Source organism: Nocardia sp. NPDC051321, assembly GCF_044455225.1.
In the GTDB taxonomy this organism is placed as follows: Bacteria; Actinomycetota; Actinomycetes; order Mycobacteriales; family Mycobacteriaceae; genus Nocardia.
On the sequence record NZ_JBITEM010000014.1, the window covers coordinates 220,863 to 234,222 of the forward strand.

Below are 13,360 nucleotides of genomic sequence, written 5' to 3' on the forward strand. Positions count from 1 at the left end.
AATGGCACCGGACGAGTGAAAGCTCGTCCGGTGCCACTGTTAGAGTTCAAGTTGTTGTCTGCCAAGCCTCGTCATGGTTTTCAGCGTCCCCAGATGCCGCACCGTCGGATCTGGGGTATTGCTTGAATTTCCATGTCCTGACCACCATGTCGTTCGCCAGGAGGATCTGTGCTTTCCGCCTTCGTATCGGCCTTCCGGACTCCGGACTTACGGCGGAAGATTCTCTTCACGCTGGGGTTGATCGCGCTGTACCGTCTGGGTGCCGCGTTGCCGTCCCCCGGTGTCGATTACAGGGCCGTCCAGGACTGCATCAAGCAGGTGTCCGGCGGTGATTCCGGCGGTATCTACCAGCTGATCAACCTGTTCTCCGGTGGCGCGCTGCTGCAGCTGTCGGTGTTCGCGATCGGCATCATGCCGTACATCACCGCGAGCATCATCATCCAGCTGCTGACCGTCGTCATCCCGCGGTTCGAGGAACTGCGCAAGGAAGGCCAGTCCGGCCAGAACAAGATGACGCAGTACACCAGGTACCTGTCGATCGCGCTGGCGATCCTGCAGGCAACCGGTCTGGTCGCGCTCGCCTCGCGCAAGCAGCTGCTGCAGGGCTGTGACAAGGACATCATCGCCGACAACGGCATCTTCGGCATGATCATCATCGTGCTGGTGATGACCGCCGGCGCGGCCCTGGTGATGTGGTTCGGCGAGCAGATCACCGAGCGCGGTGTCGGCAACGGCATGTCGCTGCTGATCTTCGCCGGTATCGCCGCGCGTATCCCCACCGAGGGCAAGCAGATCCTGGACAGCCGTGGCGGTCTGGTGTTCGGCCTGGTGTGTGTGGCCGCGTTCGCGATCATCACCGCGGTCATCTTCGTCGAGCAGGGCCAGCGCCGAATTCCGGTGCAGTACGCCAAACGTGTAGTTGGCCGCAAGATGTACGGCGGCTCCTCGACCTATCTACCGCTGAAGGTCAACCAGGCCGGCGTCATCCCGGTCATCTTCGCGTCCTCGCTGCTGTACCTGCCGAACCTGGTGTCCCAGCTCACCTCCTCGAAGAACAACCCAAATCCGAGCTGGTGGCAGGAGATCATCGCCAAGTACCTGGTGAACCCGGGCAACCCGGTTTACATCGCGATCTACTTCGGTCTGATCGTGTTCTTCACCTACTTCTACGTCGCGATCACCTTCAACCCGGAGGAACGCGCGGACGAGATGAAGAAGTTCGGTGGCTTCATCCCGGGGTACCGCCCCGGCAAGCCCACCGCGGACTATCTCAACCATGTGCTGAGCCGCATCACCCTCCCCGGCTCGGTCTACCTCGGTCTCGTCGCTGTCCTGCCGAATCTTTTCCTCGATATCGGCGCTTCCGGTAACGGTCAGAACCTCCCGTTCGGCGGCACCGCGGTGCTGATCATGGTGAGCGTCGGCCTGGACACGGTGAAGCAGATCGAAAGTCAGCTGATGAATCGAAATTACGAAGGGTTCCTCAAGTGAGAGTTGTACTGCTCGGTCCGCCGGGTGCCGGCAAGGGCACTCAGGCCGTCCTGCTTTCGGAGAAACTGGGCGTTCCGCACATCTCCACCGGGGATCTGTTCCGCGCGAACATCAGCCAGCAGACGCTGCTCGGCCGTGAAGCGCAGAAGTACATGGACGCGGGCGATCTGGTGCCTAGCGATGTCACCAACCGCATGGTCGAGGCCAGGGTCAACGAGACCGACGCCGCGAACGGCTTTGTGCTGGACGGGTACCCGCGCACGGTCGACCAGGCCGACGCGCTGGAGAAGATCCTCGCCGAGATGGACAAGAAGCTCGATGCGGTGCTGAGCTTCGATGTGCCGGAAGAGATTCTGATCGAGCGCTTGGTCGACCGCGGTCGCACCAGCGGGCGCAGCGACGACAACGCGGAAATCATCCACAACCGGATGGTGGTCTACCGCGAGGAGACCGCGCCGCTGCTCGAGCATTACGACGGGATCGTCGTCCCGGTGGATGCCGTCGGCACCATCGACGAGGTGCACGGCCGCGTGCTGCAGGCCCTGGGCCGCTGATGCTGTTCACGACGGGCCACTGATGGTCTTCGGCCGTAAGAACAAGAAGGTGGTGCCTTTTCGCACCAGCGGTGAACTCGACGCCATGGCGGCGGCGGGCGCGATCGTCGGTCGCGCCCTGGTCGCCGTGCGCGCGGCCGCCAAGCCCGGGGTCTCCACCCTGGAGCTGGACGAGGTCGCCGAGCAGGTCATCCGCGACGCGGGTGCGGTGCCGTCCTTCAAGGGCTACCACGGTTTTCCCGGCTCGATCTGCGCGTCGGTGAATGACCGTGTGGTGCACGGGATTCCGACCGCGGGTGAAATCCTCACCGAGGGCGACCTGGTCTCCATCGACTGCGGCGCCATTCTCGAAGGCTGGCACGGTGATTCGGCCTGGACGTTCGGCGTCGGCAACATCATCGACGCCGACCGGCTGCTGAGCGAGGCGACCAAGCTGTCCATGGAGGCCGGTATCGAGGCGATGGTGCCCGGTAATCGGCTCTCCGATGTCTCGCACGCCATCGAGCTCGGTACCCGCGCGGCCGAACAGCTGCACGGCCGCGCCTACGGCATCGTCGACGGCTATGGCGGGCACGCCATCGGCCGCGAAATGCATCTGGATCCGTTCCTGGCCAACGAGGGCGACCCGGGCAAGGGCCCGAAGCTCGTGGTGGGATCGGTCCTCGCGATCGAGCCGATGCTGACCCTCGGCACCACCCAAACCCAGGTCCTCGACGACGACTGGACCGTCGTCACCGTGGACGGCACCCGCGCCGCGCACTGGGAGCACACGGTAGCCGTCACCGAAAACGGCCCCCGCATCCTCACCCTGCGCCCGGAGTAAGTACTTCGGGCAACACCGATGACGCGGTGCCGGTGTCGGCCCTACCGTTGGCGCCGCCGACCTCTGCCGACCCCTCCTTGCGGAAGATCGAGCGGCGCAACATTATTCGGAAACTCTGGGCCGGTGACGCTGCGTGGCGAGGAGTCGAACCGCACCGACGCCGGCGGGGTGGCCCCCGTTCCGGACGATCTCGCCTGCTGGCGATACCCAGCGACGTCGCTGGATCGGTGTCGTCGTTCCTTGCGCCGTTGCGGCGTGACCGTGACGTTTGGTCGGGCGACGCTGCCCGTGGTGGCGAAATCAGGTCGACGGTGGTGCCTGATCGCTACGTTCTGAACTCTGCTCTCAGCGTATGTTCGGGCGGGTGGGTGCGACGCGAGTAGGCCACTACTCGAATCCGGTTGGCGCACCACGCGGTTCGAGTCCGCGGCACCCTTTGCCCGGCAGGCGCGGCCGCCGGAAATCGCGTGTGGTGTGCGAATTCCCTTGCGGCAGGTAGTCTGCGGGCGGCCGAGCCAGGCGGCCGTCATCTTCGAAAAGCCGGTCAGCGCGGTCGGACGGTGGCGCGGAGCACCAAAGTCACCATGGGAAGGTCGAATTCGCCCTCGGCCGTCTCCGGCCTGCTGTGCAGGTAGTCGACGATGCGCTGCAATACCTCGGCCCGCTGCTGTGGCGACGCCACCAGGGTGTGCGAGTGCGTTCCGATGGTCGCGGTCAACGACTCTGCGGTCCGGCGCTGGGTGTGCGGGAATCGGGCGCTCTGGAAAGCCTCGAACAGCGGGTGCTCGGGTAGTTCGGCGGAGCCGAGTTCCGGCGGCGGCGGCACCGAGGACTCCGAGTGCGAAACGCGCTTCAATCCGGCGACCCAGTCGACCCGCATATCATCGGTGTTCCACAGCGCCGCGAAAACTCCGCCTCTCCGCAACACCCGCGCGAACTCCGGAAAAGCGCGCTGTTGATCGAACCAGTGGAATGCCTGCCCGGCCACGATCGCGTCCACCGACCCGTCCGCGAGCGGAATCGCCTCCGCCGTCCCCTCTAGCGCGCGGACGCCGGGCAGTCGCCGCATCAGCTCGACGCGCATGCCGTCGTCGGGTTCGACCGCGATCACCGTGGCGCCGACGGCGAGCAGCCCTTCGGTGAGCTTGCCGGTGCCTGCCCCGAGGTCGAGCACGATCGGCGCGGGGACGGCCAAAACCGTTTCCAGCGCCCAGCGGATGGCCGCTAACGGATAGTCCGGGCGGTGTTCGGCGTAGTCCGTCGCGCTGGCGCCGAAGGAGGCAGCCCGACGGGCATGCAGGGCACGGTCGCTCGCATCTCGATCAGTCGTATTCCCCATGCGCCCCACCCTAAGTCCGGGCAGCCGCCGCGCGCGTCTGATTTACGACGCGCCTGGCAACCGCCGCACGCCCGCGCTCACCTCGGCGGCCAGGTCGTCGTAGCCGACGGCCAGTTCCGCGAGGCGCTGCCAGGCGTCCCACAGATCCCATTCGGAGGCACTCGCCAGCGCCGCATAGGCGTTGGCGGTGAACTGGGCGAGCCGGTCGATCACGGCGCCGACCGTCTCGGTGTGCACGTGTGCGGCGCCGTGCGCGGGCGGCAGCTGCACGGTGATCCAGCGATCGATGTCGCGCATCAAACTTGCTCGGAGCGCGTCGATTTCGTCGGCTACCTCACGACCCGCGCCGAGCCGTCGTTCGTGCAGTGTGGTCAGTTCGTGCGCGCACCGCAGAAGTGGATTGTTTTCCGGGTGCTCGCCCCGGCATGCCTGCAGCACTTGATGTTTCGCGGGAAGCTGTCCCGTGGTCATCGCGGCCCCATGTTCCGGCAGGACCGCACGGTGTCCACGATGGCCGCGCCAGACGGTCGAAAATCATTCTCCGGAGCCACAATCCACTCGCGGTAGCCGGCGCTCGAGTCGGCGGGGGAGGGCAGCGCGATCTCGCCGCCGATCGGCACGATCGACACGTTGAGCCGGAACAGCTCGGCGAACAGCCGGACGTCGTCGGGCAGGTCGGGCCGGATCAGGAAGGTCCAGCGTCTCGAGCGCACATGAGAAATAACGGGGCCCAATGGATTTCGATGATGTATCAAATCGTCGTGGACCTGCTGACCGAGCGCGGCGGGCATGGTGATCGCGCCGACAAATCCGGCACGGACGGTGATCCTGCCGATCTCCGGAAGGAATCCGGCGGGTAGGTCGCAGGTATGGCGGTAATAGGCGCATCGGGCGGCTGGGGTCTCCGCCAACGCCAGTTGATCCATGAGAAGAGCCTCGACTAGCATCGTTGTCTGGTGAAGCCGCCCGAGCCGGTTGGTCCTGGTCATTGAGGGTGACCTGCGACACCGTTCGGGCGTGATCTCAGTAGAGCACTCCATGGCGGGGCATAAACGTTCCGTTCAATTAGTTCTCGAGAAGTTCGCCTGCGGGTTTCGTGCCGTCCGCTCGGCTGACGTATGGATCGCACGTCGTTCCACGATTCGGGGCAAACGCTGGTACCGCGATCGCGGGGTACTTTAATACTGAATTGTCTGGCGCAACCCTGATGCCCGTTCGCTCCCGACGTCGCATACGAGGTCATCCTCGCGGCGTATACCAGCAGCCATATCGGTAATAGCAAATTCAGGGTTAGTCACGGATGTGGCGAGGCAGGTTCGGTCCCTACGCTGAATGGCATGACAACAATTGCTCTCGCTTCCGCCCCCGCCCTGGCCAGTACCGCCGAAACGGCGGGCTCGATCGCCTTCGGCGTCTTCGCTATTGCCGTCGCCATCGGCGCCATCGCATTGTTCATCGCCGGTGTGGTGAGCGCGCTACGCTCCAGCAACTACGCGGCGGCCGGTAAGGCGATCTGGGTACTGCTCATGCTCGCGTTCCCGTTCCTCGGCCCGGTGGTGTGGTTCATCTGGGGCCGCAACTCGACCATTCAGCCGGTGCGGCCGACCACCGCGGTGTGACGCCTCACGGCGTCGTACGGAAGAACAGCACGCGATCACCGTGCTCGGCGAGCGGGGTGGTCGCGCTGATCTGCCGCAGGCCGCTCGACGGAAGATAGGTGAGGTTGGCGAACATCTGCGTGTTGCCGAACGCCGCGCGCAGCTTCGTCTCGTTCGCCCGGTCGGCGTTCAGATCGGCCAGCATCTTGAAGTCCAACGGCGCCAGCGGTTTGTCCAGCGGCGCCTGCCCGGCCGGCCGGCCGAGCGCGGCGTACTGGGTGGCCGCACCGTGCTCGTACCAGCACAGTTCGTAGGCAACGTGTTCGGTCACCGTGATCGCGGCCACCGGCCAATCCTGGGACAGGCGCATCGCCAGCGGGTGCTTGCCGACCGGCGTCAGCTCCCAGTGCAGGCTCATCACCGTTACCCAGCCGCCGTAGGGCTGATCGATCAGCACCACGTCGTCGCTGAGCTTCTCCGCGGTGTTCACCTCGGCGTCGGTGATCTTCCAATGTTCCTCGCGCGCACCGAGATAGCTCTCGCGATCCAGCGGATAGGCGTCGTCGGTCGCGTACGCGCCGATGATCGCCGCGCGGATCTGCGCGATCGCGTCCGGCACCGGGCAGTACACGCTCAGTGCGCCGAAACTCGTACCGATCTGCACCGGCATCGACGGCGGATCGGGTTCCGCGCCGGGCAGCAGCGGTCGCAGGCCGACCAGGGCGAGCTTCCAGTTGATCTCCTCGACGGTCGACAGATCGCCCGAGGACTTGAACAGGATCTGCTGCTGGGTCAGCCGCCCGGCCTGCTCCAGCGTGCGGCAGTTGAGCTCGGCGAGCGCCTTGTACGACTTCGGGGTCAGGTCGAGGTCTTGAACCCCGCACGCGCGCAACCGGATCGACATGCTCGTCGAGGTGAACGCGGAGTACCGCTCGCGATACATCGACAGCGCCTGCTTGCGCGACCGGCCGACCATCAGCGTCCGCAGTAACGTGCTCAGGCTGGCCAGGTATTTGCCCGAGAGCTCCGGCGTCGCCGCGGCGAGCGCGCTGCGGATCCGCGCGGCCTCTTCGGTCGCCGCGACCGCGGCGTCCTGATCGAGACGCCCAAGCCACACACCGCATTTCGACAGACCGTCGGCGCACAGCCCGGCGACCTCCGGATGGATGCGGGCCACCTGCCGGTACGCGTCGCACGCGCGGCGAATGGTGGTGGTGGCGAGTTCCCGGCGACCACTGTGCCTTGCCGCGAGTTCGACCGACCGGAGCGCCTCGTTCAACTCGCCCGCGAGCCGAGCGTTCAGTACCTGTCCGGTGGCGAGCAGCCGCAGCCGAATGGCGACGGCCTCCTCGGCGGGAGCCAGCGCGTCCCTGGTCCGGTCGCGAACCGACCCGTTGGTCTTGGTGGCGATAAAGCCCTTCGCTAGATCAGCGAGCGAGGTGGCCAGTCGCAGATCCGCCTCGATCGAACGATCAAGCGCCGCATACCGATCCGCGGCGACCCGACGCTCCAGCGCGTCCAGATCCATCGCGTCCCTCGTTTCCAGCATGATCCTCCGCTAACCGGCGACATCGAGCCACCCGCACCTTCTAACGCACGAGTCTGTCACGGTTAGCGGCTCGGCGCACCAGGATCCTTGCGCGGCCGGTGTGTGCCGGACCGACGGCCTCGGCGCGGGAACTCGAGTGCGCGCGCGGTCAACCTTCCAGCAGCAGTGTGACCGGTCCGTCATTGACCAGTTCGACCTGCATATGCGCGCCGAACCGCCCGGTCGCGACGGTTGCGCCGAGTTCGCGTAGCGCTTGTGCGAACGCCTCGACGAGCGGCTGAGCGACAGGACCCGGCGCGGCCGCGTTCCAGGACGGCCTGCGGCCCTTGGCGGTGTCGGCGTAGAGGGTGAACTGGCTGACCACCAGGATCGGCGCGGCCAGGTCGGCCGCGGAACGTTCACCATCGAGGATGCGTAGCCGCCACACCTTGTCGGCCAGGGTTTTCGCGGTCGCCTCTGTGTCCCCGTTGGTGGCGCCGACCAGCGCGAGCAGGCCGTGCGGAACCCCCGACGCGGCGGGGTCGATGCGTCCGACGATCTCGTCGTCGACGCGCACCTGGGCCGAGGTCACTCGCTGCAGCAGCACTCGCACAGCCATTGATCATGCCGTGCCTGCCTGCGCGGCGAACGGTGGGTGGTCAATAGCGCTGGCTACCACAGGGAACGGGGACGAACGTCATTCGCCAGATCGATCAGTGCGTAGCGATGCAGCCGGTTCGTGGTGCTCCGCGCGACCGCACGCAGTGTCGATTCCAGTCCGCCGCGCAGGCCCGACTCGGTGTAGCGGAAGCCGAGGATGGTGGCCCGCGATTCCGGCCGTCCACCTCTGCTCAGCCAGGCCAGCGCGGCGGTCAAGACGATCGCCTGCAGCTGCATCAGACGCGGGTCATCCGGTAGCGCGTGCAGGTGCGCCGCCGCCGCGTCGAGGTCGGTTTGGGTCAGCTCGGTCACCGGCCGGGTAACCAGCAGCAGGCACGCGGTCATCTGCGCGGCGTTGTGGTGCCGCGACGAATCCGGCACCTGCCGCAGCGTGGCGACCGCGGTGGATACGTCGCCGTCGACGGCAAGCCTGCGCGCCAGACCGAACGCCGCGCTCGCCACACCGCGAGTGTTGCGCCAGACGGACCGGTAGTACTCGGTCGACGCGCGGCGCCACCGGTTCGGCTCGTCGGCGTTCGTCTGCAGCAGGAGTTCGGCGGTCGCGGCCAGCGCAAGCAGTGGCGCGATCTCGCCGGGGACCATCGAGTGGACGCGGTCGAAGTGCTCGTAGGCCTGCGCGTAGTCGGCGCAGAACAGGTCCGCGATACCGGTGTACCAATCGATCCGCCAGTCCGCGGCGTAGTCGGGCAGCAATCGCGCGAGGTTCGCCCGTGCCTGCTCGACGTCGGCGAGGTCGAGGTGCGCCCGGACCGCGGTCAACGTGCCTTCCAGATCGAAGGTTTCGGGTGTGCCGATGGCGCCCGCGCTCATGTCGGCGGTGCTCTGCCGCAGTGTGTCCAGGGTCTGCCGGGGATCACCGTGCAGCAGCGGCGACAGCAGTTCCGCGCTCGGATCCTCGCTGTCGATCAGCGGGACCGGCAGTGCGGCAACGACACTCGGCGGGTCGAGGATAGGCACCTGATGCACGCCCTCGATGACTCCTTCGGTCTGCCGAATCAACGTGTCGATGCCGAAATCGCCACGCAGCGAGCCGAATACGGCGGAGGTCTGCGGGTATTCCCGGTTGGTGTCCTCGGCCAGGACGGTACGGAGCACCCCGGCGAGTTGGCGGTACATCGCGTAGGCGGAGGGGAAACGCTGGGTCGGATCGGTGTCGGTCGCGCGCAACAGCAGCCGCTCGAAGGCGGGATAGCGGCGCAGCACCGGCTCCGCGTCGGCGGTCGGGATGCCGGGGAGTTTCGGGCCGCGTGGTTCCGTCGGCATGTCCAGGGTCAACGTGGCCAAGGTGCGGCCGACCGTGTGGATATCGGATGCCACCGTCGGTCCGGTGCTGGTGAATTCAGGAGCTTGGTAACCGAGGGTGCCGTAGAGACTGCCGCCGGATTCCCTGGCCGCCACCGCGCCGAGGTCGATGAGTTTGACCTCGTCCTCGGTGACCATGATGTTGTCGGGTTTCAGATCGTTGTAGGCCAGGCCGAACGAATGCAGGTAGTCAAGCGCGGGCAAAACCTCCATCACATAGGCGATGGCCTCGGCCACTGGAATGCGTTCGGGTGCGCGCAGATCGAGCATTGCTTTCAGCGATTGCCCGCCGACGTACTCCATCACGATGTACCCGCACGGAATTCCGTCCGCCGACCGGTGTTTGACGAAGTTGAATATCTTCACGATCCCCGGGTGCGCCATTTCCGACAGGAACTGACGTTCGGCCAGTGCCACCACGTGGGCCTCGAAATCGAGGGGGTTCTGCAGTCCTTTCAGGACTACCCAGCGGTCGCTGACATTGCGATCGCGGGCGAGAAATATCCAGCCCATCCCGCCGTACGCGAGGCAGCCCTGCACCTCGTATTGGTCAGCCACCAGGTCACCGGGTGCCAACAGTGGCCGGAAGTTGAACGGTGATCCGCAATGCGGGCATTTGCCCGCCGAGGCGACAGATCCGTTGTCCGCCGCGCGGCCGACGGGCTTCTGGCATTTCCAGCAGAAGCGTTTGTCTTCGGGCACTTCGGGATTGCGCAGTATCGCGGTGGCCGGGTCGACCTGCGACACCCGGGGAAGTTCGACCAATCCGGCGCTGAGCCGGCGAACGCTCGGCCGGGATCGAACGCTGCGCTCCGAGCCGAGGTCGGCCGCCTGCTCGATCGGGTCGTCCTGATCGGGCTGCCACGGACTTGTTTCGGTGGGCGATGCGCGTCGGGTGGCCCAGGGATAGGAGGCCCGGTACGTCACTTCCGCGAGATCCTCGGTGAGTGTGGTCGATGGAGCGGCCGGGCGAAGGTCATCGGAGCCACTGGAGTGTTCCGGCATGCGACCCTCTCAGCACAACGCGTACAACATCGGGCCGATCCCGCACCACTGCGCCGCAACGGTGGACAACCGTTGCCGCGCAGCGGGCGGGTCAGATCGGCCTTAGCGCGATTCTGCCTCATTGTCCGTTGCGGTGGTGTTGCTTGCGCGGGATATTTCGGCGATACGCGGGTCGCGATGTTCCATCGGACGCTCGGCTACCACGGGGAACGCGCCGGTGTAACCTTCGCGTAACCCGGCGAGATGCATGACCCGGCCGCGGGCGAAGAACCAGCCGACGACCATGGCCGGAACCATGATCACGCCCATCGCGATGACCGCGCCGCGCTGTACCTCGCTGTTGCTGAACAGCATGAGCAGCACCACCGCGGCCAGGAAGATCAGCGTCGCGATGCTCGTGTACGGCGCGCCGATCAGCCGGAACGAGGGACGCTGCATCCGTCCTTCCTTCGACCAGCGCCACAGCTTGAGCTGGCAGATCACGATCGCCGCCCACGCCGTGATGGTGCCGAGTGCCGACATGTTCAGCACGATCTCGAATGCCTTGTCCGGGACAAGGGCGTTGAGCCCGACACCGATCAGCGCGACCGCGCCGGTCGCGAGGATGCCCACGTAGGGCACACCTCGTTTGGACATCAGTCCCGCCATCGCGGGGGCACTGCCGTTCATCGACATCGACCGCAGGATGCGCCCGGTCGAGTACAGCCCGGCGTTGAGGCTGGAGAACGCCGCGGTCAGCACGACCAGGTTCATGATCGTGCCAGCGCCGCCGACACCGATCTTGGAGAAGAAGGTGACAAACGGGCTCTCGCCGGACTTGAAAGCGGTGTAGGGCAACAGCAGCGAGAGCAGCACCAGCGAACCGACGTAGAACAACGCGATACGCGCGATCACCGAGTTGATGGCCCTCGGCATGATCTTTTCCGGGTTCTCCGCCTCACCGGCGGCGGTACCGATCAATTCCACCGCGGCGTAGGCGAAGATGACGCCGGTGGTGCACAGCACGATCGGGACGATGCCGTTCGGGAGCAGGCCGCCGTGCTCGCTGATCACGCTGATTCCGGTGTTCTTGCCTTCGATCTGGTGCCGGCCCGCGAGGAAGATGGTGCCCACGATGAGGAAGCCGACCAGCGCGACGACCTTGATCAGTGCGGCCCAGAATTCCATCTCGCCGAACCAGCGCACCGACACCATGTTGATGGCGACCACTATGGCCAAGGCGACGAACGCGATCACCCACTGCGGGATGACGTGCATGCTGCCCCAATAGTGGACATAGGTGGCGATCGCCGTGATGTCGACGATGCCGGTCATACACCAGTGGAAGAAGTACATCCAACCGACGCCGAACGCCAGCTTCTCGCCGTAGAACTCGCGAGCGTAGGAGACGAACGAGCCCGACGACGGACGGTGCAGGATCAGCTCACCCAGCGCCCGCAGGATGAAGAACACGAAGATGCCGCACACGGCATACGCCACGAAAAGCCCGGCCCCAGCGTCTTTGAGCCGACCGCCCGCGCCTAGGAAAAGCCCGGTGCCGATCGCGCCGCCGATGGCGATCATCTGTAGTTGGCGTGGGCGCAGCGCCTTGTGATAGCCCGCATCCTCGGCATGCAGGGACCGTGCGGCCGGCGCCTGCGCCTCTGAGGGAGTTCGAACGATGGTCATGCCAGGCCTTTCATGTGACGGCAGTCATATCGCTCAGTAACGTACCGCTGTTTAACGGCTCGTTCAATAGATGTACATGATTGTCATCTCATGAAACTCGATCGTCATGCTGGCTCGGCTCACCTCGGACCAGGGATCTACGCGGTTACGGTGTGGTTTCCTTGAGGTATGGCAGCAGGTACGGAGTTTACGATCGACGAGCTGGCGCGAGAGGCCGGCACGACCGTGCGGAGCCTGCGCGTCTATCACGAGCGCGGCGTGCTGCCGCCGCCGCAGGTGAAGGGGCGCACCGGTTTCTACGGGTCCGATCATCTCAACCGGGTACGCACCATCGGCCGGTTGCTGGATCGTGGCATCAAGCTGAACGGCATCAGGGAACTGCTCGAGGCATGGGACCGCGGCGACGACCTCGGCGACATCCTCGGTGTTCCCGAGCCGGAGGATCTCGCGCACCCCGGTGTCGCGGCCGAGCTCGGTGCGCCGAGTGATCCCGGTGTGACACATACGGTCAGTGAAAAGGTTGTTGCCGCAACGGAACTCGCGGATCGATACCGTGATGTTCCGCATGGTCTCGCCCGGGTTGTCGCGACCGGGATGTATGAGCCGCTCGATGCCGCCACCTACGTCGTCGCCGACTATCAGCTCGTGCGGATTGCCGAGCAATTGGCGGCGGCGGGGGCGTCGCCGGCCCAGGTGCTCGACGAGGTCGAGCGGTTGCGGGGCGATTGCGACCGGATCGCCCGACGCGTCGTCGACGCGTTCGAGCGGACCGCCTGGCAGTCGTTCCAGCGGTCGGGGCGCACGCCGGAGGATCGGGCCGTGCTCGCCGAGCGAGTCGCTGCCGCCCGGGTCGTGCCTGGTCAGGCGGCGGGTGAGCTGGTCAACCGTTTCGTCGCGTGGTACCTCGAACGCGATATCGCGGATCTGACCGACGAGCTGCCCGGTCAATAGGGCTGGCCGTTTCGGTGGGCAGGACGTCCATCTGGAACTTGCCGCTAGACAGCGGCACGTTGCTTGATGTAACATAGAAGTCGGGATCTGGGGGCATGCACAAAGCGACGCCAATCTGCGCATGCCCCCGGAACCTGGCAATTGGGCGCGAGTAGCCGCCCGACACTCCCGTAACGCAGCACGCCGACGTAGCTGATGCCGTGTGCGGTTGAGATTCTCGCCGATGGCATGGCACTACCATTCGTTCGGATGGTGCGCGCCTCAGCAGCTAGCTCGGTGGCGGTGTGTTTGCCATCCAACTCCGTCGCCGCAACACTCTGTCTCCCAACGCTTCAGCGATCGTCGCCGTGGATGAGTACGGCCCCGGCTCATGACAAGCTCCGGTGAGCTGCGGACTGCCCATACGATTGGACGCCTGAC

At 65.7% G+C, this 13,360-nt stretch carries 12 protein-coding genes; 5 read left to right on the forward strand and 7 right to left on the reverse strand.

Translation table 11 applies throughout. From position 1 onward, the window contains the following. Positions 1-168: 168 nt before the first annotated feature. Genes secY through map form a run of 3 tightly spaced genes read left to right on the forward strand, consistent with a single transcriptional unit; the run spans position 169 to position 2,868 of the window. A complete protein-coding gene (gene secY, locus ACIA8C_RS32115) occupies positions 169-1,491 on the forward strand; it encodes a preprotein translocase subunit SecY (RefSeq protein ID WP_397141168.1) in 1,323 nt (440 codons plus the stop codon). After that, positions 1,488-2,045, forward strand: a complete 558-nt coding sequence (locus ACIA8C_RS32120) for an adenylate kinase (RefSeq protein ID WP_397141170.1) — start codon at positions 1,488-1,490, stop codon at positions 2,043-2,045. Before secY ends, ACIA8C_RS32120 begins: the two co-directional genes overlap by 4 nt. Positions 2,046-2,067: 22 nt before the next feature. Beyond that, positions 2,068-2,868: a type I methionyl aminopeptidase gene (gene map, locus ACIA8C_RS32125; protein WP_397141172.1), complete on the forward strand. Its 801-nt coding sequence runs from the start codon at positions 2,068-2,070 to the stop codon at positions 2,866-2,868. A 544-nt stretch (positions 2,869-3,412) separates the two neighbouring features. Here the strand turns inward: map and ACIA8C_RS32130 are convergent. From ACIA8C_RS32130 to ACIA8C_RS32140, 3 genes are read right to left on the reverse strand one after another with little or no spacing between them, the layout of a single operon-like run. Then, complete coding sequence (locus ACIA8C_RS32130) at positions 3,413-4,207, reverse strand: class I SAM-dependent methyltransferase (RefSeq protein WP_397141174.1); 795 nt, start codon at positions 4,205-4,207, stop codon at positions 3,413-3,415. A gap of 42 nt (positions 4,208-4,249) precedes the next feature. Continuing rightward, a complete protein-coding gene (locus tag ACIA8C_RS32135) occupies positions 4,250-4,678 on the reverse strand; it encodes a DUF4254 domain-containing protein (protein ID WP_397141176.1) in 429 nt (142 codons plus the stop codon). Next, on the reverse strand, positions 4,675-5,133 hold the full coding sequence (locus ACIA8C_RS32140; RefSeq protein ID WP_397141178.1) for a DNA-directed RNA polymerase subunit beta: 459 nt from the start codon (positions 5,131-5,133) through the stop codon (positions 4,675-4,677). Before ACIA8C_RS32140 ends, ACIA8C_RS32135 begins: the two co-directional genes overlap by 4 nt. Positions 5,134-5,544: 411 nt before the next feature. On the opposite strand from ACIA8C_RS32140, the gene ACIA8C_RS32145 reads away from it, so the two are divergent. Beyond that, positions 5,545-5,826, forward strand: a complete 282-nt coding sequence (locus ACIA8C_RS32145; protein WP_396995638.1) for a PLD nuclease N-terminal domain-containing protein — start codon at positions 5,545-5,547, stop codon at positions 5,824-5,826. A 4-nt stretch (positions 5,827-5,830) separates the two neighbouring features. On the opposite strand, the gene ACIA8C_RS32150 is transcribed toward ACIA8C_RS32145, so the two are convergent. The 4 genes from ACIA8C_RS32150 to ACIA8C_RS32165 form a co-directional block, all read right to left on the reverse strand. Further along, entirely contained in the window at positions 5,831-7,354 is a 1,524-nt protein-coding gene (locus ACIA8C_RS32150) for a hypothetical protein (protein ID WP_397141180.1), read from the reverse strand. A 148-nt stretch (positions 7,355-7,502) separates the two neighbouring features. Continuing rightward, positions 7,503-7,946, reverse strand: a complete 444-nt coding sequence (gene dtd / locus ACIA8C_RS32155; protein WP_397141272.1) for a D-aminoacyl-tRNA deacylase — start codon at positions 7,944-7,946, stop codon at positions 7,503-7,505. Positions 7,947-8,005: 59 nt separating this feature from the next. Continuing rightward, the gene (locus tag ACIA8C_RS32160) at positions 8,006-10,321 is read right to left on the reverse strand and encodes a tetratricopeptide repeat protein (protein ID WP_397141182.1); all 2,316 of its coding nucleotides are present in this window, start codon (positions 10,319-10,321) and stop codon (positions 8,006-8,008) included. A gap of 102 nt (positions 10,322-10,423) precedes the next feature. Then, complete coding sequence (locus tag ACIA8C_RS32165) at positions 10,424-11,989, reverse strand: amino acid permease (RefSeq protein ID WP_397141184.1); 1,566 nt, start codon at positions 11,987-11,989, stop codon at positions 10,424-10,426. A 168-nt stretch (positions 11,990-12,157) separates the two neighbouring features. Between ACIA8C_RS32165 and ACIA8C_RS32170 the strand changes: the two genes are divergently transcribed. Next, positions 12,158-12,940 carry a MerR family transcriptional regulator gene (locus ACIA8C_RS32170; RefSeq protein ID WP_397141186.1) on the forward strand — a complete coding sequence of 261 codons (783 nt, stop codon included), beginning with the start codon at positions 12,158-12,160 and terminating at the stop codon, positions 12,938-12,940. The last annotated feature ends 420 nt before the right edge of the window (positions 12,941-13,360 follow it).

Coding starts and splice junctions, on each gene's coding strand:
- map (WP_397141172.1), top strand. CDS start 2,068: ATGGTCTTCGGCCGTAAGAACAAGAAGGTGGTGCCTTTTCGCACCAGC.
- ACIA8C_RS32130 (WP_397141174.1), bottom strand. CDS start 4,207: ATGGGGAATACGACTGATCGAGATGCGAGCGACCGTGCCCTGCATGCC.
- ACIA8C_RS32135 (WP_397141176.1), bottom strand. CDS start 4,678: ATGACCACGGGACAGCTTCCCGCGAAACATCAAGTGCTGCAGGCATGC.
- ACIA8C_RS32140 (WP_397141178.1), bottom strand. CDS start 5,133: ATGGATCAACTGGCGTTGGCGGAGACCCCAGCCGCCCGATGCGCCTAT.
- ACIA8C_RS32145 (WP_396995638.1), top strand. CDS start 5,545: ATGACAACAATTGCTCTCGCTTCCGCCCCCGCCCTGGCCAGTACCGCC.
- ACIA8C_RS32150 (WP_397141180.1), bottom strand. CDS start 7,354: ATGCTGGAAACGAGGGACGCGATGGATCTGGACGCGCTGGAGCGTCGG.
- ACIA8C_RS32160 (WP_397141182.1), bottom strand. CDS start 10,321: ATGCCGGAACACTCCAGTGGCTCCGATGACCTTCGCCCGGCCGCTCCA.
- ACIA8C_RS32165 (WP_397141184.1), bottom strand. CDS start 11,989: ATGACCATCGTTCGAACTCCCTCAGAGGCGCAGGCGCCGGCCGCACGG.
- ACIA8C_RS32170 (WP_397141186.1), top strand. CDS start 12,158: ATGGCAGCAGGTACGGAGTTTACGATCGACGAGCTGGCGCGAGAGGCC.